Source organism: Rhodococcus sp. 008 (genome assembly GCF_001682295.1).
Lineage (GTDB): Bacteria > Actinomycetota > Actinomycetes > Mycobacteriales > Mycobacteriaceae > Rhodococcus_F > Rhodococcus_F qingshengii.
The window spans coordinates 2,469,892-2,491,833 of the sequence record NZ_CP012749.1 but is presented as its reverse complement, the minus strand read 5'-3'; the positions used below and the strand labels follow the sequence as shown (position 1 = coordinate 2,491,833).

The 21,942-nt window shown below is 63.8% G+C and carries 17 protein-coding genes; 3 read left to right on the top strand and 14 right to left on the bottom strand.

Translation table 11 applies throughout. The annotated features are described in order from the left end of the window. Nucleotides 1-241 precede the first annotated feature (241 nt). The 10 genes from AOT96_RS11660 to AOT96_RS11615 all read right to left on the bottom strand — a co-directional run bounded on the left by AOT96_RS11660 (nucleotide 242) and on the right by AOT96_RS11615 (nucleotide 12,960). Complete coding sequence (locus tag AOT96_RS11660; RefSeq protein ID WP_007731818.1) at nucleotides 242-1,252, bottom strand: alpha/beta hydrolase; 1,011 nt, start codon at nucleotides 1,250-1,252, stop codon at nucleotides 242-244. Nucleotides 1,253-1,583: 331 nt separating this feature from the next. Continuing rightward, nucleotides 1,584-3,503 (bottom strand): flagellar motor control protein ZomB, encoded by a 1,920-nt coding sequence (zomB, locus tag AOT96_RS11655; RefSeq protein WP_063315260.1) that lies wholly within the window; start codon nucleotides 3,501-3,503, stop codon nucleotides 1,584-1,586. Then, nucleotides 3,481-4,386, bottom strand: coding sequence for a decaprenyl-phosphate phosphoribosyltransferase (locus AOT96_RS11650; RefSeq protein ID WP_003943808.1), 906 nt, complete (start codon nucleotides 4,384-4,386; stop codon nucleotides 3,481-3,483). Before AOT96_RS11650 ends, zomB begins: the two co-directional genes overlap by 23 nt. After that, nucleotides 4,383-4,916, bottom strand: coding sequence for a phosphatase PAP2 family protein (locus tag AOT96_RS11645; protein ID WP_003943893.1), 534 nt, complete (start codon nucleotides 4,914-4,916; stop codon nucleotides 4,383-4,385). Before AOT96_RS11645 ends, AOT96_RS11650 begins: the two co-directional genes overlap by 4 nt. Further along, nucleotides 4,897-6,810 carry a glycosyltransferase gene (locus AOT96_RS11640; protein ID WP_065351770.1) on the bottom strand — a complete coding sequence of 638 codons (1,914 nt, stop codon included), beginning with the start codon at nucleotides 6,808-6,810 and terminating at the stop codon, nucleotides 4,897-4,899. Before AOT96_RS11640 ends, AOT96_RS11645 begins: the two co-directional genes overlap by 20 nt. After that, the gene (gene glf / locus AOT96_RS11635) at nucleotides 6,807-8,021 is read right to left on the bottom strand and encodes a UDP-galactopyranose mutase (RefSeq protein WP_063315967.1); all 1,215 of its coding nucleotides are present in this window, start codon (nucleotides 8,019-8,021) and stop codon (nucleotides 6,807-6,809) included. Before glf ends, AOT96_RS11640 begins: the two co-directional genes overlap by 4 nt. Nucleotides 8,022-8,090: 69 nt before the next feature. After that, nucleotides 8,091-9,014, bottom strand: a complete 924-nt coding sequence (locus AOT96_RS11630; protein WP_065351769.1) for an MBL fold metallo-hydrolase — start codon at nucleotides 9,012-9,014, stop codon at nucleotides 8,091-8,093. A gap of 110 nt (nucleotides 9,015-9,124) precedes the next feature. Continuing rightward, a complete protein-coding gene (locus tag AOT96_RS11625; RefSeq protein WP_007731824.1) occupies nucleotides 9,125-10,276 on the bottom strand; it encodes an acyl-CoA dehydrogenase family protein in 1,152 nt (383 codons plus the stop codon). A gap of 2 nt (nucleotides 10,277-10,278) precedes the next feature. Continuing rightward, nucleotides 10,279-11,460: a thiolase family protein gene (locus AOT96_RS11620; protein WP_007731825.1), complete on the bottom strand. Its 1,182-nt coding sequence runs from the start codon at nucleotides 11,458-11,460 to the stop codon at nucleotides 10,279-10,281. 90 nt (nucleotides 11,461-11,550) lie between these two features. After that, complete coding sequence (locus AOT96_RS11615; RefSeq protein WP_003943879.1) at nucleotides 11,551-12,960, bottom strand: amino acid permease; 1,410 nt, start codon at nucleotides 12,958-12,960, stop codon at nucleotides 11,551-11,553. A 171-nt stretch (nucleotides 12,961-13,131) separates the two neighbouring features. Here AOT96_RS11615 and AOT96_RS11610 point away from each other — a divergent pair, with 171 nt between their 5' ends. After that, nucleotides 13,132-14,625, top strand: coding sequence for a PucR family transcriptional regulator (locus AOT96_RS11610; protein ID WP_003943944.1), 1,494 nt, complete (start codon nucleotides 13,132-13,134; stop codon nucleotides 14,623-14,625). Between the two features lie 102 nt (nucleotides 14,626-14,727). Here AOT96_RS11610 and AOT96_RS11605 read toward each other — a convergent pair whose 3' ends face one another. Next, nucleotides 14,728-16,290 carry a SpoIID/LytB domain-containing protein gene (locus tag AOT96_RS11605; RefSeq protein ID WP_030535824.1) on the bottom strand — a complete coding sequence of 521 codons (1,563 nt, stop codon included), beginning with the start codon at nucleotides 16,288-16,290 and terminating at the stop codon, nucleotides 14,728-14,730. Between the two features lie 331 nt (nucleotides 16,291-16,621). Between AOT96_RS11605 and AOT96_RS11600 the strand changes: the two genes are divergently transcribed. After that, entirely contained in the window at nucleotides 16,622-18,595 is a 1,974-nt protein-coding gene (locus AOT96_RS11600) for an N-acetylmuramoyl-L-alanine amidase (RefSeq protein WP_054188659.1), read from the top strand. 37 nt (nucleotides 18,596-18,632) lie between these two features. Here the strand turns inward: AOT96_RS11600 and AOT96_RS11595 are convergent, their stop codons facing one another. From AOT96_RS11595 to AOT96_RS11585, 3 genes are read right to left on the bottom strand one after another with little or no spacing between them, the layout of a single operon-like run. After that, nucleotides 18,633-19,454 carry a Cof-type HAD-IIB family hydrolase gene (locus AOT96_RS11595; RefSeq protein WP_037131235.1) on the bottom strand — a complete coding sequence of 274 codons (822 nt, stop codon included), beginning with the start codon at nucleotides 19,452-19,454 and terminating at the stop codon, nucleotides 18,633-18,635. A gap of 53 nt (nucleotides 19,455-19,507) precedes the next feature. Further along, complete coding sequence (locus AOT96_RS11590) at nucleotides 19,508-20,242, bottom strand: lysophospholipid acyltransferase family protein (RefSeq protein ID WP_054188660.1); 735 nt, start codon at nucleotides 20,240-20,242, stop codon at nucleotides 19,508-19,510. Nucleotides 20,243-20,245: 3 nt separating this feature from the next. Beyond that, a complete protein-coding gene (locus tag AOT96_RS11585) occupies nucleotides 20,246-21,001 on the bottom strand; it encodes a lysophospholipid acyltransferase family protein (protein WP_042921233.1) in 756 nt (251 codons plus the stop codon). Nucleotides 21,002-21,094: 93 nt separating this feature from the next. Here AOT96_RS11585 and AOT96_RS11580 point away from each other — a divergent pair, with 93 nt between their 5' ends. Next, nucleotides 21,095-21,934, top strand: a complete 840-nt coding sequence (locus AOT96_RS11580; RefSeq protein WP_054188661.1) for a hypothetical protein — start codon at nucleotides 21,095-21,097, stop codon at nucleotides 21,932-21,934. The last annotated feature ends 8 nt before the right edge of the window (nucleotides 21,935-21,942 follow it).

Below are 21,942 nucleotides of genomic sequence, written 5' to 3'. Positions count from 1 at the left end.
CTTTCCTTACGTTCGGTCCGCGCGTCGATCGTGTGGCCGCCTGAGCAGCCAGACCCCCGTTGAAACTATTTCTACACGCAAACGATCCCCGCTTGGGGTAGCCGCGCTGTTACTGGTGGTGCAATTGTTACTGACATCGGGCGCTTGTGCAGCACCTGAATACACAAGTGCCGTCCCGGTTCTCCTTCGAGGAGTCCGGAACGGCACTGGTGAAGTGACTAGGTCACGGGATCGCGCACGATCACCAAGCGTTCATGGTGTCGAGGATCTGGCCGCGAGCCTTCCACAGCTCTGCCGACCAGTACGGCCACGAGTGCGTGCCGTTGGACGGGAAGCTGTAGGTGGCCGGGATACCCAGCGAGTTCATGCGGATCTGGAATGCACGAGTGTTGACCAGGGCGAGAGCCTCGAGGCCCATGCCGTTAGCCGTGTTGTAGTAGTCGATCGGTGCGCGCGGGTGGTCGTATTCACCGGGCAGGCCGCTTGCCGACGAGATGTACATCGACAGGCCCTGCAGACGCGGTGCGAAGACGAACGGGTCGTTGCGCAGCCAGGACGGGCTCCACGGCGGTCCCCACATGGAGTCGACGTTGAAGCGACCGGCATCGAGCATTGCGACGCGGATTGCCTCGCGCATGCCCGGAGCCGAGATGTTCAGGTAGCCCGACAGCGAGCCGGCGAACTTGAACTGGTCACGGTGGTAAGCAGCCAGCGTCAGAGCAGCGCTGCCACCCATCGAGAGGCCGAGGACCGCGTTGTTGGTGGGCGAGACGCCGTAGTTCGCGAGGAAGTTGGGCAGTTCTTCGGTGAGGAAGGTTTCCCACTTGTACGTGATCTGCTGGCCGTTGAAGTTCGACGGTGCATACCAGTCGCTGTAGAAGCTGGACTCGCCGCCGACGGGCATCACGAGGGTGATGTTGTCGTTGCGGTACTGGTCCATCGCATTGGTCTCGAAGCTCCAAGCGTTGGCGTCGTTACGCGCACGCAGGCCGTCGAGGAGGTAGAGGGCAGCGTTTCCGCCGCGAGCGGCCCACTGGACCTGGACCTTGATGTTGCCCATCGAGGAGGGCACCCACAGCTCGTCGTATCCGCCGGAGGGGGCGGTGTGGCTGGGAGCAGTGTGCGCAGGCGCAGCAGAGGCGACAGCACTACCGGCAACTCCTGCAGCAAGGGGGAGCACAAGTGCTGCGGCACCGATGGCCAACGCTCGGTGCTTGAGGCGCTGGGTCAGCCTCTTTCTGGCAAAACGCATGGATACTGCTCTCTCTCTTCGTCTGCGGAACCCACTCGGTGGAGTGGTTCCGGCGGATTCCGTCGGGGAACAGGCTTTTCTGCCAGCCCGAACGAGTTCGGGTCGGCAGCGGACCTCTTCCAAGTCACACTGCGCTCGCTGGACTTTATGTCACAGGTTCAGCTGTGACAAATAGGTGGACCGTTACGTCCCAATCCGCGAGCAACACCGTCATCACCCCTCGGGGGTGATTCAGGTTAGGTGAATCGTCTTCGAGTACATCGTGGCCAATCAATTCGGTGTTACTGAATCGAAATATTCAAACCCTCAACAGTCGGTGATGCTGATCACATCACCTGGGTGACTCCGGTGGAACGAGACCGCAGCGTTCCAATTCGTAGGCCGGAACCCGGTCGAATCGGTACTTCGCGAAGTCGAATGCCTGCTGGAAGTTCTGTTTGAATCTGGCCCAGGTCAGCTCGGAGCGGTACGACGTGAGCAGCTCCTGAGTTTCCGGGCAGGTGATGGCCAGCTTTGCGTCCGCAACCCAGTCTTCGTCGAGGAAGAACGGCAGCCACGGTCGAACGTCGATCATTCCCGTGTCCGCGACCACCCAGTCCGGATAGAGATTCTTGTCGTGCCCGATCCGGCCGTCCTCGAGTCGCTCGGTGTGAGCTGCCAGGGGATACGCCAGCCCCATCTGATCGAGCACCCGAACGTCGAGGCCGACGTTCATGCTCGTCATTCCGAGGTTGAGGAAGAAGACGACGTGCTCGGCCGGCTCTTCGATCGGTCCGGGTGGTGGGACGACGAACCAGGAGTCGTAGCTCGCGGACGGCAGCAGCAGCCCACCCTCCGGAGTCCGCGCGATGGTCTCGACCATGGCACGCATTCGCGGATAGTCGAGGTAGTCCTCGGCCAGGATCGGATGCTTGTGACCGGTGTTGAGTGCGTAGAACGCTCGCTCGTCGACGATTCCCGAGCGACCCACCACGGATCCTTCGGGCATACCCGTCGTGTTCGCGGCGAAGAAGGCCCAGATGATCGTGCCGATCCACAGCACCGCCGAGACTCCGAAGATCGCGGTGTCGCGATTACTTCCGAACGCTGCCCGCGCCGGCACCCGCAACGGAATGACCGCCACCGGGATGAGCAGGCAGAACAGCACCGGCAACAGGACGCGGCCGTGCATGAAGTCGCCGCCGACGCGCAGAGAGTAGATCCCGAGGATCAGCCCACTGCCGAGAATGAAGGTGACAATCGCCCGCGGCGTGCGCAGAAACTGCTGAAAGCGCTGCCACAGCGGGCGTGCGGGTTGATCTGCGGTAGCGGTAGGTGTGTCCGCTCGGCTTCGCCACACGAGCAGCAGCGCACCGATGAGCAGGAACAGCAACGGTAACCAGAGCAGGTACGGCCCGACGAGGTTCCACAGGTACGCAAAACCCTGCGCCCACTTCGCGCCACCGGCGTCCTTCGACACCGCGGTGTTCGGGTATGGCAAGGCGTAGTAGCCCATTCGCCAGATCTGATAGGCCACCGGGACAAGTCCGGCGACGACGACGATCAGTGTGCGAATCTTCCAGGTCAGGCCTGCGGAGAGAACGATCATCATCAACGCGGCAGCACCGGGAATCGCCATCTCGGGTCGAACCAGTGGTCCGAGTCCGGCCACGAACGAGAGAGTCAGGATCGACGCCGTGGACGGCGTCGACGCCTGCGCCCACCGAACGAGCAGTACCCACAGGAGCGCGATCCAGAAGATCACCAAGCATGTCTCGAGCCCGGAAGTGGCGAAATCTCGCGCAGGCGGAACCGCGATGTAGACGAGAACACCCGCCGGTACCAGCAGGATCGTTCCGCCCGCCGACGGCCGAACGCCGCGGTACAGACGACCGGTGCCGAGCATCGCCAACACGACGGCAGCAGTCGAGAGTACGAGCGCGATCGTCAGAACAACGTATTCGAGACGGATCTGCGTGAGCCAACTGAACGCGTAGACGATGTACGTCCACGCGGTACTCGTGTTCGCCTCGACACGCTCACCCGCGTTGAAGACCGGGCCGTTCCCCGCGAGCAGGTTGCGGACGGTTCGCAAGACGATGAGTCCGTCGTCGGCGATCCAGCGACGCTCCCACGCACCCCAGAACATGAGGGCAGCAGCAAGCACCACCCCGCCGAGAAAAACTCCTCGACTGAGGGTGGTGCGATTCGCCGCAGTGTCGACGTGCGGGTCGGCCTCGGTGCGTGGCTCAGACGAGGTAGACAGCGACACCCACTACTCCGATCCACGCAATCGCGAGGAGTTGCAGCACCCGGTCACCGAGCGCGATCTCCTCAGGCTCTCCGGCTTCGCCGCCGTCGACGTCCACCGCGTATCGCAGCACCGCGATGGTGAACGGCACCATCGAGATGGCGTACCAGTTGGTGCCCTTGATGGCGTCCTGCTGGAACGCCCACAGTCCGTAGCAGAGGACCAGCGTCGTCGCTGCCATCGTCCACACGAAACGCAGGTACGTCATCGTGTAGCTCTCGAGGGACTTACGGATCTTGGCGCCGGTCTTCTCGGCCAACTGCAATTCGGCGTAGCGCTTGCCTGCCGCCATGAAGAGTGAGCCGAACGCCATCATCAGCAGGAACCACTGCGAGAGATCGATCTCGGCGGCAACGCCACCGGCGATCGCTCGAAGCAGGAAGCCGGACGAGACGATGCAGATGTCGATGACGGCCTGATGCTTGAGACCGAAGCAGTAGGCGAGCTGGATGACGATGTACACGCCCATGACCACGGCGAGTTGCCAGTTGGCCAGGAAGGACAGCCCGATCGCACCGGCAAGCAGCACGACTGCCATGCCGTAGGCGATGTTGACGGGTAGAACGCCGGCCGCGATGGGACGGAATCGCTTCGTGGGGTGAGCACGGTCGGCTTCGACATCCATCGCGTCGTTGACGAGATAGATGCCTGATGCCGCCATACAGAACACGACGAACGCCAGCGCGACGGGCAACAGCACGTCGGCTTCGGTGGCGGTTCCGGCCGCGATGGGCGCTGCCAGTACAAGGACGTTCTTGACCCACTGACGTGGGCGAAGCGCCTTGACGATGCCGGCGGGCAGGGACTTCGGGGGTCCGCTGACCGTAGCCGGTTCCTCGCTCATTTATCTCCACATTTCTGTTCGGCTCTGGCTTCTTCGACCCGGCGAACTACCGCCGCGGATGCGGCTCCCAGTGCCGCTCCGGCGAGTACGTCGGTCGGGTAGTGAACTCCCAGGACCAGACGCGAGAGCATCATCGGGGGCACCAGCAACGCCGGTAAGGGTAGCCCGGTGAGCCGACCGATCAGCACAGCCGCCGCCGTCGTCGACGTCGCGTGTGATGACGGGAAGCTGAGCTTGCTCGGTGTCGAGACGTTGACCTGCACCGAAGGATCGGAAGGTCGCTTGCGCCTGACCACCCGTTTGATCACCACGGAGGCGGCGTGTGCACCGAATGCTCCGACGGCTGCTCCGGCCCATTCCCGTCGACGCGGCTTGTCCACAGCAGCTCCGACGGCAGCGATCGCGATCCACCCGAGGGAGTGCTCACCGAAGTGAGACATACCGCGGGCGACCTTGACGGCTCCCGGCAGCTGCCCGACGGTCGACTGAATCCCGGCCAGAATCTGTACTTCAGGAGATGCCGAAGACACGTTCCCACCTTTCCGTGCTGGTCAGTGAAGGAACGGCGTCCTGGTACTGCTTCTTGAGCTCGGGGAAACGGGCGGCGAGTTCGCGGCGCAACCGTGTTGCTTCCTTGAGCAGTTCGAGCGCGAGTTTCGGGTTTCGCTTGCGGTAGACGACGCCGCGACCGTCGGCCGTGGTGACGGTGACGCCGTCGACCTGCGAGAGCAGGAACCAACGGGCGTCGATGGTCGGAACATTGAGCTGAGGGCGCTCGAGGTGTTCCGGCTTGGCCGGCTTCACGTTGTGCACTCCGGCCCTGAGGACCCGGGTGATCTTCGCGACGGTCGACAGCGGCAGGCTCACGTCTCCGACATCCGCACCGGAGGGCAGCGGCAACGCAGTCGACGACGGCAGTACGACGGCGTCGGAGAATTCCTTGCGCTGGGCGTGGACCTCACCGAGTGCCGTCGGCAGCATGTTCGCGATGTGTTCCGGTCCGGCGAGGAAGTCCGCGATGGCCTTGTTCTGGATCGCGACGGTGGAGTACTCGAGGCACAGCAGGTGCTTGAGCGTTGCCTTCACCGTGTTGACCACGAGGCCACGGCCGTTGCCCGGCATGTGGAGCGCGGCCACCACCAGACGGTTACGGAGGTGGAAGTACGCCTGCCAGTCGATGGCGTCGTCCTTGTCGCTCCACGCCATGTGCCAGATCGCGGCACCGGGCAGAGTGACGGTCGGGTATCCGGCTTTCTTTGCGCGCAAACCGTATTCGCAGTCGTCCCACTTGATGAAAAGCGGTAGCGGCTGCTTGATTTCTTCGGCGACCTGGCGCGGGATCATGCACATCCACCAGCCGTTGAAGTCGACGTCGATGCGGCGGTGCAGGAGTTTCGATTCGCGCAGCGGCTTCTTCGAGAAATCGTGGTCGTATTCGACGTTCGGTGCCGCGGTCCACATGAAGATGCCGCGGTCGACCACTTCACCCATCACGTGGAGGTGGCTTCGTTCCTGCAGGTTGAGCATCTGCCCACCCACCAGCATCGGCGACTTCGCGAAACGCGAGAACGAAAGCGCACGCAGAATCGAGTCCGGTTCGATCTCGATGTCATCGTCCATGAACAGGATGTGCTGGCACTGCGTCGTCTTGAGTGCCTCGTACATGATTCGGCTGTATCCGCCCGAGCCGCCGAGGTTGCCCTGATCGTGAATGGCGAGCCGATCACCGAGCGCTGCAGCAGCTTCGGCGAATCCGGGTTCGTCACGCACCTTGCGGGTGCCCTGATCCGGCATGATGACGGCCTTGATCACGTCCGACACCAGCGGATCCGAAGCCAGTGCAGCAAGCGCCTTGACCGCGTCGGTCGGACGGTTGAACGTCGGAATACCAACGGCGACAGTCGCTTCGCCGGGAGCCTCGACGGGCGCGTACCAGCCGCCGCTCTCGACGACCACTGCCGTATCGGTGGTGATGTCAAACCAGATCCAGCCACCGTCCTCGAACGGCGCCAGTTCCACCTCGAACTCGACCGCGGCATCGCCGTCGGCAAATTCCTTGCCTTCCACGTGAATTCGCGAGGAATCCGCCTTGGAACGGTAGATGTCGACGCGGCCGTGGCCGGACAGCTCGAGACGAAGGACCACCGATTTCAGGATGGACCATCGACGCCAGTAGCTGGCAGGGAACGCGTTGAAGTACGTGGCGAACGAGACCTCGGTCTCGGCGCCGAGCGCTACCGACGTGCGCGAGGTCGAGTGCGCCCGCCGACTGTTGGACCAGGACTCTTCCAAGTACAACGTGCGGACGTCGAGCGGCTCACCGGCGCGGGGCAGGATGATCCGCTGAAGCAGGGACTTGCCGAGGTAGGTCACCTCGTCGCCGCTGACGGCATCTTCGCCTTCGAGTAGATGACGTGCGTTCATTCGCTCTCCCCTGCCAATTCCGCACCCGTTTCGAGATGCGGGCGCAGGGTGTTCTCGAACATCGTCAGCGCGCTGGCGATCGCCATGTGCATGTCCAGGTACTGGTAGGTGCCGAGACGCCCACCGAAGAGGACCTTGTTCTCCACGGTCTCCTTCTTGGCGCGTGAGCGGTACGCGGAGAGCTTCTCGCGATCCTCGGGAGTGTTGATCGGGTAGTACGGCTCGTCCTTCGCCTCCGCGGCACGTGAGAACTCACGCATGATGACGGTCTTGTCGGTCGGGTACTCGCGCTCCGGATGGAAGTGACGGAACTCGTGGATACGGGTGAACGGCACGTCGGCGTCGTTGTAGTTCATGACCGGGGTGCCCTGGAAGTCTCCGGTGGGCAGAACCTCGGTCTCGAAATCGAGGGTGCGCCATCCCAGTGCACCTTCGGAGTAGTCGAAGTAGCGGTCGAGCGGGCCCGTGTAGATGACAGGGGCGTCGGGGCTGGCGGTGCGCAGTTCGTCGCGGACGTCGAAGTAATCGGTGTCGAGGCGGACCTCGATCTTCGGATCCTTCGCCATGTTCTCGAGCCACGCCGTGTAGCCGTCGACAGGCAGGCCCTCGTACGTGTCGTTGAAGTAGCGGTTGTCGAAGTTGTAGCGGACCGGCAGGCGGCTGATGTTCGCGGCGGGCAACTCGGTGGGGTCGGTCTGCCACTGCTTAGCTGTGTAGTCACGCACGAACGCTTCGTAGAGCGGGCGTCCGATCAGGGAGATCGCCTTCTCTTCGAGATTGGAGGCGTCCTTCGAATCGATCTCGCTGGACTGTTCGGCGATGAGGGCGCGTGCTTCTTCGGGAGTGAAGTACCGACCGAAGAACTGCGACACGAGACCGAGTCCCATTGGGAACTGATACGCCTGTCCCTTGTGCAGCGCGAAGACACGGTGCTGGTAGTTCGTGAACTCCGTGAACTGGGTGACGTAGTCCCAGACCTTCTTGTTCGAGGTGTGGAACAGGTGGGCACCGTACTTGTGGACCTCGATGCCGGTCTCCGGCTCTGCCTCCGAGTATGCGTTCCCCCCCAGGTGGTGACGGCGATCCAACACCAGCACGCGCTTACCCAGCTGGGTAGCGGCACGCTCGGCGATGGTCAGCCCGAAGAATCCCGAACCGACGACGATCAGGTCGTACTGGGCACGGGCGGTCTCTGAATTTGCAGCGGTCACGATGAACCAGGGTATCGGACCTGTTCGGACGCCGAGGGTTGGATGCGTCACCAGGGACGATGCGGCAAGTCAGGACGTTGCAAGACCGATCAGACCGGAAGCACGAGGTGCACCGCTCGAATCGAATTCGATCACGATCGGTTCGTCGACGGGGAAGTGTGCGGGAAGTAGAAGCAGTCCCTCCGACGCGCAGCGTTCGAGAAGTTCGCGGCGGGTGACCCTGGCGATCTCGGGATCCGCGTCGCCGCCCTGGCTGAGGTCCGGGTACAGAAACTGGATCGGATGGTGGATCACGTCGCCGGCGATGACGGCGCCGCCGTCGGCAGTGCGGATCTCGATCACGATGTGACCCGGCGTGTGGCCGGGCGCGCTGCGAACGACGACGCGTGTGCCTTCGGACTCGGCCAGGACGTGGCCGTCGTCGACCGCCTCCCACTTCGCCCCGTCCAGAACGGGACGGACGCTGTCCTCGAAGGTCTGCGCCAGATCCGAGACCACTCCTTCGTGTGGACCGTCGGCGGCGAGTTGTTGGAGCGCGGCCAGTTCGGTGCGATCGAAAATGTAGGTCGCGCGGGGGAAGGTAGGCCGCCAGGTTTCGGCGTCGAGGGCGGTGTTCCAGCCACAGTGGTCGGGGTGCAGATGTGTGCTGACCACCAGATCGACGTCGTCGACTGACACACCGGTGGCTGCGAAGCGTGAGAGGTAGTCGGTACCGAACATGTGATGCGGCAAGAGGTTCGGCCGGTGCTTGCTGTTGCCGTTGCCGGTGTCGACGACGACGGCCTTGCCGCCGATCTCCACCAGGTAGGTGTGGATGGCAAGCACGAGGTCACCACTACCCTCGTCGAAGAACTCCGGTGTCAGCCGCGCCGACGCTTCCTCTATCTCCGCCTCACTCGCCTGGGGAAAGAGCTCTCGCGGCGGAAACGGCCAGTGCGCCAGCTCTGTCAGTTGGGTGACGCGTGCCGACCCGACGTCGATGGTGAAGCTCATTAGTGTTTGCCTTCCGAACAGCTCGATACCGCTTGTGGGCACACACAAAGGCACCCACCGAAATGCTCGGTGGGTGCCTGGTCGGTGTCAATGGTTTTCGACGCCGGTGATCAAAGACTCTTCGCGATGATGCCCTTCATCACTTCGTTGGCGCCGGCGTAGATCTTCTGGACGCGGGAGTCCTCGTACATGCGCGCGATCGGGTATTCACGCATGTAGCCATATCCGCCGTAGAGCTGCACGCACCGGTCGACGACGGCGCATTGCTGCTCGGTGAGCCAGTACTTGACCATCGCGGCGTCTGCGCCGTCCAGCTCGCCGTTGAGGTGATCCTCGATGCAGTTGTCGAGGAAGACACGGCAGGTGCGTGCGATCGTCTGGCACTCGGCCAGCTCGAAGGCGGTGTTCTGGAACTCGAAGAGGCTGTGCCCGAACGCTTGACGCGCCTTGGTGTATGCGACGGTCTCCTCGACTGCACGCTCGATGGTGCCGATGGCCTGCGCGCCGATGATGAGGCGTTCCTGCACCAGCTGCGCCATCAACTGACCGAAGCCGAGCCCCTCGGACTCACCGAGGAGGTTCGAGACGGGAACGCGAACGTCGGTGAAGGACAGCTCCGACGTATCGGCGCCGTGCTGACCGACCTTGTCGAGCACGCGGCCGACCGCAAAGCCTTCGCAGTCACGAAGATCCACAATCAGGAGCGAGACACCCTTGGCGCCCGCCTTGGGGTCGGTCTTGACGGCAAGCACGATCATGTCTGCGCTGCCACCGTTGGTGATGAAGGTCTTCGACCCGTTCACGACGTAGTGGTCACCGTCACGGATCGCGGAGGTGGTGATTGCCTTGAGGTCGGAACCTGTTCCTGGCTCGGTCATTCCGATGGCGCCGAGGATTTCGCCCGTCGCCATACCTGGCAGCCAGGCCTTCTTCTGCTCTTCGCTTCCGTATTCGAGCACGTAGTGGGCGACGATGCCACTGTGCACGGAGTTACCGAGCGCATAGTCACCGCAGTAGCCCTGCGCCTCGAAGACAGCGAGATCGTGCGCGAAAGTTCCACCGCCCCCGCCGTATTCCTCGGGAATCGAGCAGCACAGCAGGCCGAGCTTGCCGGCTTCGAGCCACACGGACCGGTCGACGCGATGCTGAGCGTCCCACTGCTCACGCTTGGCGATCAGTTCACGATCGAAGAAACCACGGGCCAGTTCGGCTACTGCGGTGATCTCGTCGTCGTGCCACGACGGCTTGCGCTTGGTCGCCATGATCAGACCCGCTTCAGCAGGGCAGCGAGTGCCTGACCGCCGCCGATGCACATGGTGACGATGCCGAATTCGAGGTCGCGGCGGACCATGTCGCGGGCCGCACGCAGGGTCAGGATGGCTCCGGTGGCGCCGACCGGGTGTCCGAGGGCGATCGCTCCGCCGTACGGGTTGGTCTTCTCCGGATCCAGGCCACTGTCACGGATGACGGCGATGGCCTGCGAAGCGAACGCCTCGTTGACCTCGGCGGTGCCGATGTCGGAAGGCTTCAATCCTGTTTGTGCAAAGAGCTTTTCGAGAGCGAGCACGGGAGCGTAGCCCATCAGGCCGGGCTCCATGGCTGCCGTCGTGACGGTTTCGAGCGTGACCAGTCCGGTGAGACCGCGCTTGGCTGCCTCGGTGCCCGTCGCGAGGACGAGTGCGCCGGCGCCGTCGTTGATGCCCGACGCGTTACCGGCGGTGACGGATCCGCCCTCTTCGAATGCGGGGCGCAGCTTGGCGAGGGTTTCGACGGTGGTTCCGGGCTTGGGATGCTCGTCCTCGGTGACGGTGACGGAGCGCCGACCACCGGTCTCGACGGGAGTGATTTCCTCGGCGAATGCCGCCTTCGCTGCGTCGGTAGCGGCGCGGCGCTGAGATTCGACGGCGAACTCGTCCTGCTGCTCGCGACTGACGCCGTACTTACGGGCGACGGCTTCGGCAGTGCGGCCCATGTGAGCCTTGCTGAACGGGTCGGTGAGCATCGCGACGGTGCCGTCGACGAGGCTGCGATCGCCGAGCTTGTAGCCCGAGCGGGCGGCGAAGTCGTAGAAGGGCATGCGAGACATGCTCTCGTCACCGCCAGCGAGCGTGATGGCAGCTGCGCCCCATCGCATCTGCATCGCCGCAGACCACACAGCCTGCAGGCCGCTGCCACAGAGGCGGTTGACGGTGTAGGCGGGGACGTTCTCGGGCAGTCCGGCGGCGATGCCGACGCGGCGTGCGTTGTAGGCGTCCGGGCCGACCTGGCCGATGCAGCCCATGACGACCTCGTCGATGTCTTCGGGCGCAACGCCGGCGCGGCTCAGCGCGGCCTTGGCTGCTGCGGCGCCCAGCTCGTGTGCGGGTACGTCCTTGAAGACGCCGCCGAAGCTACCGACGGGGGTCCTGGCCCCGTCGACGATGACGATCGGTTCGGGTGTGGTCATGATTGTCCCCATCTGCTGTGCTCACGTCGATTTCTCTGTCCGTGGCCGATACTAGGACATCGAAGTATCTCGCAGATGGGGACGTTGGTGTCAGGGTGTGGGAGCGCTCTCGGCGACGGGCACGACCTCGGCGTCGGTGTCGGTGTCTTTGTGGTTCCGGTAGCGGTAGAGCCCGATACCCACGAGGATCGCTGCAAGTCCCAGGGACACGATCATCTGGCTGCGCGTCGAGTCCAGGGTGAGCATTCCGATGCAGAGCGCGATGATGGCGGCGATCGTGGCGTAGGTCAGGTACGGGAAGAACCACATCTTGAGTTCCAGCTCCTGGCCCGAAGCTTCGAGCTTGCGGCGGGTGCGCAGCTGGGACACCGAGATGACCAGCCAGACGAACAGCGCGATCGCACCGGAGGAGTTGACCAGGAACAGGAAGACCTTGTCCGGGGAGAGGTAGTTCATGCCGACGGTGAGGAAGCCGACGATCGTCGAGACCAGGACAGCGCGCATCGGGACGCCGGTCTTCTCGATACGTGAGAGCGACTTGGGGGCGTCGCCGCGGCCGGCGAGGGAGAAGATCATGCGGCTCGCGGTGTAGAGACCCGAGTTGAGGCAGGACAGAACCGACGTGAGGACGACGACGTCCATGATGTTGCCCGCGGCCGGAATGCCGTAGGAGTCCATGACGGCGACGTACGGGCTGAGTGCAACCGACGCGCTGTCCCAGGGAAGCAGGGTGACGACCACCGCGATCGAGCCGATGTAGAAGATGAGAATTCGCCAGACGACGGATTTGACGGCTGCGCGAACAGCTTCGAGCGGGTTGGCCGATTCACCGGCGGCGATCGTGGCGATTTCGGCCCCGAAGAACGAGAACACGACCACAAGGACTGCGGCGAGCATCGCTCCTGTTCCGTTCGGCAGGAAGCCGCCGTGACCGGTCAGGTTTGTCATTCCGGGTGCTTCGACGCCGGGCATCCATCCGCAGATCGCCACGATGCCCATGCCGAGGAACGCGATGATGGCGACGACCTTGATGGAGGCGAACCAGAACTCGAACTCGCCGAACGACTTGACCGAGATGATGTTGGTCAGCGTCAGCACGATCATCAGAATCAATGCCCAGGTCCACTGGGGAACCCCCGGAACCCAGCGATTCATGATGAGGGCACCGGCGGTGGCCTCGATGCCGAGCACGATGATCCAGAACCAGGCGTACAGCCAGCCGATCGAGAAGCCCGCCCAGCGGCCGATGGCCTTGTCGGCGTACGAGGAGAACGAGCCGGTTTCCGGCGACGCTGCCGACATCTCACCGAGCATGCGCATCACGAGGATGACGACGACGCCGGCAAGCGCGTAGGAAATCAGGACACCGGGTCCCGTCTCCTGGATCGCCACACCGGAGCCGACGAACAGTCCGGCGCCGATGACGCCTGCGATCGCAATCATCGACAGATGCCGCTTCTTCAGCGTGTGCTGAAGTGCCGGCTGGTCTGTACTGGACATCAGTACTCCTTGTGGGCTGTTCGGAACGTGGATCTCGGTGGCGCTCTATCCGGAGCGCATTTTCGATAGCGCCAGTGTCGGACCTTCGGCAAGCTCGCGTCAGGCTCCACTTTGTACAAACGTGACCGCAGGCACTACAAAGTGGCGAGTTCGAGGTGTCAGACTGGACTCATGCCCATCACGCTCCGCCAGCTTTGTGCGACCGAACAGTTCGGCCTTCGCGTCCTGGCTGGGCACGACCAGCTCGATCGCACCCTGACCTGGGCACATGTCTCCGAACTTCCCGACCCGACGCCCTTCCTCGACGGCGGTGAACTACTACTCATCACCGGGGTGTCACTACCGACGACGGCCGCGGAAACGACCCGATTCGTACGGACCCTGGTGGCGGCCGGAATTGCCGGAATCGGTTTCGGAACCGGCCTCGGATACGAGCAGGCGCCACAGACTCTGGTGGATGCGGCCACCCGTTTCAGTGTGCCCCTTCTCGACGTCCCATTGCGAACACCTTTCATCGCCCTGACCAAAGCGGTGTCGAAGGCGCAATCCGACGACGACATGAAAGCGCTGCGCAGCAATTACCAGAGCCTGCGGCGACTGCTTCAAGCTGCGGTGACGGTCAACGGCACCCGGGCAGTCGTACGACGGGTGGCGGAATTGATCGGCGGATGGGCGGCTCTGCTGGACTCGGCCGGACATACCGTCGAGATCTCACACACCGCCGCGGCCGCCGGAATCGAGCGAACTGCCCCCGAGCGCGACGCCCGCCCGATGGAAGTCAGTTTCCTCACGAGTGAGAACGAGGACGTCATCTCCCATCCGCTGCTGACGTCGAGGGGAAAGCTGATGGGGTACCTCGTCGCCGGCTGCCCCGGCGCCGTCGGTTCACTGAATCAGGGCATCGTCATCGCAGCCGCGTCTCTGCTCACGTTGATGACGGCTCGAACCCGAGACGCACAGCTGACGATGAACCACCTTCGTACCGTTGCGATGCATCAGCTGTTCGAGGGACAGAATGCGCTCGCCCGCAACATCTCCGGGGAACTGTGGGGAGGATTTCCGGTCGAGCCTTTCCAGGTCTTCCACGTAGCGGGCCCGAGTGGCCTGCTCGAGAGCGTGTCCGTCTCACTGCTCGATGGTCTCAGCCGCGATCTGGCGTTCGGCATCACCGACGGTGCACTGATTGCCGTCGTCTCGGCTACCGACAGCGGGCGAATCCTCGCCCGTGTCAACGAAATCGACGTCACCGTCGGCGTGTCGGACATGCTGTGGTGGGACGATCTCTCGCGCGCCAGACGCCAAGCCGCGCAGGCAGCAGCCGAGGCCGGTGCCCGCAACCTGCCTTCGATGCGGTTCGCCGAACTCTCGGAGAGCGGATTGTCCGCATTTCTCGACCAGGATCGCTCGACGGCATTCGCGGCGGCACACTTGCGCCCGCTTCTGGAAGCGAAGGGCGGTAGCGATCTCTACCGGACCTTGGCCATGTGGTTGGCACACAACGGGGTGGGCGACGCCGCAGCCACAGCGCTGAATATTCATCGGCATACGTTGCGCAGCAGACTCGCTCGGATCGAGAGCCTTCTCCAGCTCGACCTCGGCTCCCCCACGGAACGTGCGGAGTTGTGGCTCGAGTACCGCCTGCTCGGCGACGCCCCGACCATCTGACCGACAACCAACGAACCCTGAACGACCTGAAGGGCCTCCGCCGGGTTACGGCAGAGACCCTTCAGAGTCGATACGTGCGAGTCGCTACCGACCGACCTTCCCCTAGCTTCCGCCCGTCGGTATCCACTCGCGGAGCACGTTGGCATCAACTACCTGCGCGCCCAAAACCTTTGTCCAGATGATGGTTCCGTTTTCGTAGACACGGAAAGTGCCTGCTTCGGAGGGCAACTGCATCTCCGGGCCGGCAGGAGCACCGAGAGAGCCGCTTTCACCGCCGAGCTCCCGATACTTCTTCTCGATCTGCGTCTCCGTAACCGTACCCGATGGATCGTCGGATGGCGAATTGGATTCCGGCACTGTCGATTCCGAATCCGGTGCCACTACCACACCCGCACCGTCACCGATGGTGAACCAGTCGGATTTCAGGCCGAGTTTCTGGCGGAACTGAATTCCGGTGGCGCCAACAGTTGCATCTGTTCCGACTACCTCGACTGCCGTCACTCGCCCGCCGTCGGTACCGAATCCGTTGCGCGAGAGGATCTTGAGCGATTGCAGCTCACCCACATCGAAGGCGTCCGCAATCTGCCCTGCGGTCAGATTCACTGTCCAGTCATGATTCGGAGAAAGGGCGTCACCGAGATCCTCGACGGCCGGGAATTCACCGCCGGAGCTGTAACCTCCTGTGGACGAGGAGAATTCGGTGGCAACGATCTTGCCGTCACGCGACAGAACGGCGCCGGCGGTGGACCGGACGGCTTCGGTGGTGCGGGGATCTTCCTTGCCCGCTCCGCCGTAGACCTGGCAGTCCTGAGTGTCGCAGGTGTCGGCGTACGAGCTGCGATGCTCGGTCGCAGCGTACGAGCGTGCTGCCACGGCTTGCGCCCGTAGCGCTTCGGCCCCACCGGAATCGGCCCATTCGGCCTTCGCTTCGACCGGCACCACGCCGAGCAGGTAGTCCTCCATGTCGAGGAGATTGACTGTCCGAGCCGAGCCGTTGTCGAGCACTACGCCGAGGGCGCCTCGATAGGGCGCGTCGTTGTTGCACAGCTTCAGGAACTGGTCGGCGGGTCGATCAGGACCGAGGTCCACCGGGTCCACCCACGGATGGTCGGTGACCGCTTCCCAGACAACCCCGCCACCACACCCGCTGGTGACCACTACCTGCGCACCGCCACCGGGCAGTGCAGTGAGATGGGCAGCCTCGCCGGGCGCGGTGCGCTGACCGTTGACCACGAGGCCGGCGTCGGAGTAGACGTCGAGCGTCGAGTTGTCCTGGGCCGTGAGCCGCACACTCATCTGGGCAGGCGGCATCGAGTCCAGGACGGTTCCGCCGTAGTAGTGACTGAGGATTCGCTCGCCGGACCAGCCGTCGTTCTTGGCGTAGCCGTAAGCGCCCCACTGGCCCATTCCACGGCCATGTCCGTTGCCGTGCCCGGAGAGCGTGAATTGCGTGTCGGCAGCGACGGCGTGCAGGATCGACGGCTCGTCAGCGCGGATTTGCGTGAAACCTCCGATCGCGACGCCGAGCGCAAGAGCCGGAACGAGACCGAGGACCGAGATCCGCATCAGCGAGGTTCGCCTCCCGGGTCCGCCCACCAGAAAGCGACCTGCGCGACCGGACACAGGCTTCTTACCTGCAGTTCCGCTTCTTCCGCTTCTCGCCATCAATGCTCTCCTCATCGCTACCGGCCTCACGAGTCCGCGAAGTCGGTACTTCGCGCGCAGGCCAGTCCACAACGATTTAACTAAAGTCTCACCCTAAGGTTGAGCGTTATGGACTTTTGTGACTAGTGTGGCAAGAGTGTTTGGAGTTAGCAACACCAGTCACACGAGTCACATCAGCATCACGAGTTGCAGACGTACGCGTCCGAAAACTGGAGTTCAACCCCAGAACATGGCATCCGACCTGCTCGGATCCGGTTTTGAAGGATTCCGTTCACGGCCGTCATCGGCCCTGAAGTTCGCTCGCAAGTAACTACAACCGAGGAGTAATCCCTTGCCACACCGTCGACCGAAGCCCTCGCTCGTACTCGGGGCTGTAGCCGCAGTGGCTGTCGCAAGTCCTTTTGCGGTCTACGGCTTCACGAGCACTACGTCCGATGTACGTTCCGCGAACGAGACGACGTCAGTAGCAGTGCCGACCCAGATCGCAGAGGTGCTCCTCGCGTCGGTGCCCGACATCATCATTCCGGTCAAGGAGCTGACCGGTCTCGATCTCCCCGACATCAACCTCGGTGATCTGAGAAACCTCAAGCTCCCGACCGAAATCCCGCTACCTCCCGGGATCACGCTGCCGACCGAGCTGTTCCCGGCACCCGCTGCTCCCGGCGCCCCGACCGAAACCGCTCCGGTTCCTTCCGAGGAAGAGCCAGGTGCCGTGGTCAAGGAAGTCACCCGCGACACTCCGTTCAGCATGGTCGCGTTGACCTCGGACACCATCGCCTCGGCGCAGTCCAAGGTCCGCGCCCTGGCCGAAGACGGCACCTGGGGCCCGTGGTTCACCCCTGACGCCATCGACTCCGCCAGCTCGGATCAGGCCACCAACTCCGGCACCGCCACCGAACCGGTCTTCGTCGGCGCCACCAAGTCCATCCAGATCCTCACGCCGCAGGGTGCCGCTGCTCCCGCAGCCGAGGTTGCGCCGGCCCCGACTCCGGAAGCTGCCCCCGCGCCCGCTCCGGAAGCTGCCCCCGCTGAAGCACCCGCAGCCACCGGCGAACTCGGGTACACACCCGCTTCGGTGTCCAAGCCGCTTCGCCAGGTGACGACGGCAGCAGATGCCGTCACCGCCGTGTTGATCGACCCGGGCGCCAGCGAGGCAGACAGCAATCTGCAGGCCGTCGCAGCGCCGCTCGGCGGCAGCGGACCGTCCGTCATCACCCGTGCTCAGTGGGGAGCAGACGAGTCACTTCGCTGCGACTCCCCCACTTACGACGACTTCATCGGTGGCGCGACCGTTCACCACACCGCAGGTAGCAACAACTACACGAAGGCCGAATCGGCCGGCATCGTCCGCTCGATCTACGCCTACCACGCACAGACGCTCGGCTGGTGCGACGTCGGATACAACGTCCTCGTCGACAAGTACGGTCAGACCTTCGAAGGCCGCGCAGGCGGACTCGACAAGGCAGTTCAGGGTGCACACGCGGGTGGATTCAACGAGAACACCACCGGTATCGCGATGATGGGCGACTACTCCACCGTCGAGCCTTCGCAGGCGACGCTCAACGCCGTCGGCAAGTTCCTCGGTTGGAAGCTCGGCATGGCCGGACTCGATCCCAAGGGCCGAACGACGATGTACTCCGAGGGCACCGAGTTCACGCCGTACCCGCAGGGCGCAGCAGTCGATCTGCCGATCATCTTCGCCCACCGCGACGTCGGAAACACCGCGTGCCCGGGTGATGCCGCATACGCACACATGAACGACATCCGGAACATCGCGGCCGCGAACATCGGGGGAACGTTGAACCCCTCGAACCCCTCCAATCCGTCGACGCCTGCGCCCAAGCCGACCACTCCGGTCGACACGGTCACCGGTGGCACCGGTTCGTCGATCCCGGATCTGGTCACCCAGATTCTGCAGATCACCGACAATTCACCGCTCGCGCAGAAGTGGATCGCCGAAGGTGGCGAGATCGGACGCCTCGGCCAGGCACTGTCCGGAATTCTGCAGGCGAAGCTCGGCAACCAGGGTGCGCTGTTCCAGAACGGCGCTGTCTACACCTCGCCGAACGGCGGAGTGTTCACCGTGCTCGGCGAGATCTTCAAGTCGTGGCAGAGTTTCGGTTCCGACGCGGGTGAACTGGGATTGCCGATCTCGGACGAGTACTCGATCCCGGACGGCCTGCGAAGCGACTTCGAGAACGGTTCGCTGATCTTCAACCAGATCACCGGCATGGTCACGAAGGTCCTCAAGACCTACAACGAGACCTTTGCCCAGGAAATGGCCAACAGCGCGCCTGTCGGCTGACACTCGAGCAGTACACGTCCTCGGGCGCTGGTGGGTTCTACGACCACCAGCGCTCGAGGACTTTTGCGACCCCGTGTGCCGAATTGGTGTCGGTGACCTCGTCGGCTGCGGCTTTGGCTTCGGGGTGAGCGTTGCCCATGGCAACGCCGAGGCGTGCCATCCCCAGCATCGGGATGTCGTTGGGCATGTCCCCGAAGGCCACCAGACCCGACAGGTCGAAGCCGAACCTCTCCGCGGCGGCAACCAGGCCCGACGCCTTCGTGATGCCCGGCGCCGAGAGTTCGATCAGTCCGTTCTCGGTGGAGTACGTCATGTCGGCGAGCGCACCGACGTGCGGGGCGAGCGTGTCGTACATCGCCGTGCTGGTCATGCCTGGACGGCGAATCAGGAGTTTGACGGCCGGCGCCGCAAGCACTTCGTCCTCGGACATCTCGGTGTTGTCCGGGTTGAGCCAGGCATGTTCGTAGTCCGGTGAGCTGACGAATTGTGGGGTGGCGGCGTCATGTGCGCTCTCCCCTACTCGTTCCGCGGCCAAACCTGCGCCCGGGAGTGCAACCAGTGCCAGCTCGGAGAGTTCGGTGAGTGCGTCGACCGACAAGGTCGCGGCGCTGAGGACGCGGTCGGCGTAGCTGTCGTAGACAACGGCTCCATTGGCGCAGACGGCGAGTGGCGCGTATCCCAAGCCCTCGACGACGGGCGAAATCCATCGCGGAGGACGCCCGGTTGCCAGCAGGAACGGCGTGCCGGATTCGACGACGGCATGCACGGCGGCGCGGGTGCGGGCACTGACCAACTCGTCGTGATCGATGAGGGTGCCGTCGACATCGGTCGCAACCAAGGTTGGGCGGTCAGGGCTGATACGACGGTCTGGGCTCACACCGCCATTGTGCCTGCCCGGTACGACGGTCTCGCTCAGCGCGCCCGCTTCGCGCGTTCCTGTGCGTCCATGGCCGCAGCTTCCTCCGGCGTCGGTGCGCCACCGCCGAGTCGGCGCGGCACCCAGTACGCCCCGGGCTCGTGCACGAACCCGTCCTGCACGTGGCGCAGGATTGCATCCATCTCGATGCGCAGAATCTCGCTCAACGCTTCGGCGGGCTCGACCGGATCGATCGGTGCACCCACCTCCACCGAGATCGGGAAATGATTGCGGCCCAGATTTTTCGGTCCGCCCTTGGTGACGATCCGCTGGGCGCCCCAGACGATCAGCGGAATTATCGGAACGCCGGCGTCGATGGCCATCCGAGCTGCTCCGGATTTCATTTCCTTGATCTCGAAGCTCCGGCTGATCGTCGCCTCCGGGTAGACGCCCACCAGTTCGCCCCGTTTCAGGGCGTCGACTCCGGCTCGATACGCCTGCGCTCCGGCAGAGCGATCCACTTCGATGACGCCGCATCCACGCATGAGGAAGCCGAGGACCTTGTTGTCCGCCAGCTCAGCCTTGGCCATCACTCTGAGCTTGCGTTTCGCGGTGCCGACCGCCAGGGCCGCCGGTATGAAATCGAGGTAACTCGTGTGGTTGATCGCGATGACGGCACCGCCGGACACCGGGACGTGTTCCGTCCCGGTGCGGGTGACTTTCACGCCCTGGAAACCGCTCAGACCACGCGCGACTACCTCGACGGCGGTGTAAACGGGTTCGAAGGGCATGGGTCAGCCTTCGGACTTCCGCGCCTCGCGAGCCTTGGCTTTCGCCTCGGCCTCATCGGCATCCATCTTGTCGGCCTGCTCGAGCGTCGGCGCGCTGCCACCGAGGCGGGCCGGCACCCAGTACTCGCCGGCGGGATGGTCGTAGCTCTTCTGCAGATCGAGCAGCAACTCCTGCATCGTCGACCGCAGCTTCGCCGTCAGCTCACTCGCCGGCTCGAAAGGTGCAATCGGCTCGCCGACGGCAATGGAGATGGGAGTGTTGGTGCGGCCCAAACGCTTCGGATAACCCTTCGTCCACACGCGCTGAGCGCCCCAGATGACGACGGGAACGATCGGGACGCCCGCCTCGATCGCCATCCGAGCGGCGCCGGACTTGAATTCCTTGATCTCGAAGCTCCGACTGATCGTGGCTTCGGGGTACACGCCCACCAATTCGCCGCGCTTCAAGAAATCTACGGCCGCCTTGTAGGAGTCGGCGCCCGCGCCGCGGTCGACCGGGATGTGCTTGAGGGCCCGCATGATCGGTCCGGAGATCTTATTGTCGAAGACCTCTTTCTTGGCCATGAACCGGATGTAGCGCTTCGGGGTCCGTGCCGGCAGTCCCGCATACGTGAAGTCCATGTACCCGGTGTGGTTGATCGCGATCACGGCGCCACCGGACGCCGGGATGTTCTGCTCTCCCTTGACGGAGAACTTCAGGCCCTCGAAAGCGAAGACGGTACGGGCGATGCCGATGACTGTTCTGTAAACGGGATCCACAGTTCGCTAGCGTAGACGGGAATCCGTGATCTGACCCGCAGCAGTTCTGGGGTGGATGTTGGTCAGAATGTCGCAAAAGGGGCGTACGAACGAATGAAGTCGGCAGGACGAGCGGCAGTGGGGGCAGTCGCACTCGCCATGACGTTGGCGATAACCGCATGTGAGGACGACGGACGGACGGGAATCCTGACGGACGAACCGTCTCCGCCGACGACTGAAACCACGACAACAACCACTCTCGCACCCACGACGACAATTGCGCCCGCTGCGCCGGTCGCGCCACCTCCGGTTGGTGACGTGCCCGGCAATCCGGCTGCTGCGCCGGCCTTGGCAGCTTGGGCAACGGACCTGGTGTCCTTGGACGTGGCTGCGCTCACGAATGCATGCTGGACGATGCCGCCCACAACGATCGCCGACCGATATTCGGATGTTCCCGCCATCTTGACGGCCGTCGCTGCACCAGGCGTCGACGGCCAGTACGCGGTCACCTGGAGCAGCGGCGGACTCTCCGTCGCCGCCAAGCGCTCGGAGATCGCTTCCGGCTATGCGTGCCCGTTCGTCTTCCCTGCGGGGCAATCAAACTTCTACACCGCGGCCGACGCTTCCCACGCCGTCGTCAGGTTTCTCTCACGCGCCACGGGACGGCCGGTCAATACCCGCGACGTCGAGACGTTCTATCCACTGATCTGCCCCGGCAACAGCCCGTGGGATCCCGACGGCACCGGCGCAACCGGCCAGCCGCCACTCAAGCTCGATCCGAATCAACTGGCCGGTATCAAGTCTTTCGACGCCGACGCTGCAACAGTCACTCCGGTTCGCGGCGACTACGTCCGTGTCACCCTGCCCGTCCGCGACGGAACGGGTAACTCACGCTCGATGCAGTTCACCCTGTCGATCGGCCCCGAGGGATATTGCCTCGGGGCCGCGACCTGAACTGTTCC

What these genes read in the sequence shown, in the direction of transcription:
- AOT96_RS11590 (WP_054188660.1), bottom strand. Translation starts at nt 20,242, where the DNA reads ATGCCCTTCGAACCCGTTTACACCGCCGTCGAGGTAGTCGCGCGTGGT.
- AOT96_RS11610 (WP_003943944.1), top strand. Translation starts at nt 13,132, where the DNA reads ATGCCCATCACGCTCCGCCAGCTTTGTGCGACCGAACAGTTCGGCCTT.
- AOT96_RS11625 (WP_007731824.1), bottom strand. Translation starts at nt 10,276, where the DNA reads ATGGCGACCAAGCGCAAGCCGTCGTGGCACGACGACGAGATCACCGCA.
- AOT96_RS11620 (WP_007731825.1), bottom strand. Translation starts at nt 11,460, where the DNA reads ATGACCACACCCGAACCGATCGTCATCGTCGACGGGGCCAGGACCCCC.
- AOT96_RS11630 (WP_065351769.1), bottom strand. Translation starts at nt 9,014, where the DNA reads ATGAGCTTCACCATCGACGTCGGGTCGGCACGCGTCACCCAACTGACA.
- AOT96_RS11605 (WP_030535824.1), bottom strand. Translation starts at nt 16,290, where the DNA reads ATGGCGAGAAGCGGAAGAAGCGGAACTGCAGGTAAGAAGCCTGTGTCC.
- AOT96_RS11580 (WP_054188661.1), top strand. Translation starts at nt 21,095, where the DNA reads ATGAAGTCGGCAGGACGAGCGGCAGTGGGGGCAGTCGCACTCGCCATG.
- AOT96_RS11640 (WP_065351770.1), bottom strand. Translation starts at nt 6,810, where the DNA reads ATGAACGCACGTCATCTACTCGAAGGCGAAGATGCCGTCAGCGGCGAC.
- AOT96_RS11615 (WP_003943879.1), bottom strand. Translation starts at nt 12,960, where the DNA reads ATGTCCAGTACAGACCAGCCGGCACTTCAGCACACGCTGAAGAAGCGG.
- AOT96_RS11660 (WP_007731818.1), bottom strand. Translation starts at nt 1,252, where the DNA reads ATGCGTTTTGCCAGAAAGAGGCTGACCCAGCGCCTCAAGCACCGAGCG.
- AOT96_RS11650 (WP_003943808.1), bottom strand. Translation starts at nt 4,386, where the DNA reads ATGAGCGAGGAACCGGCTACGGTCAGCGGACCCCCGAAGTCCCTGCCC.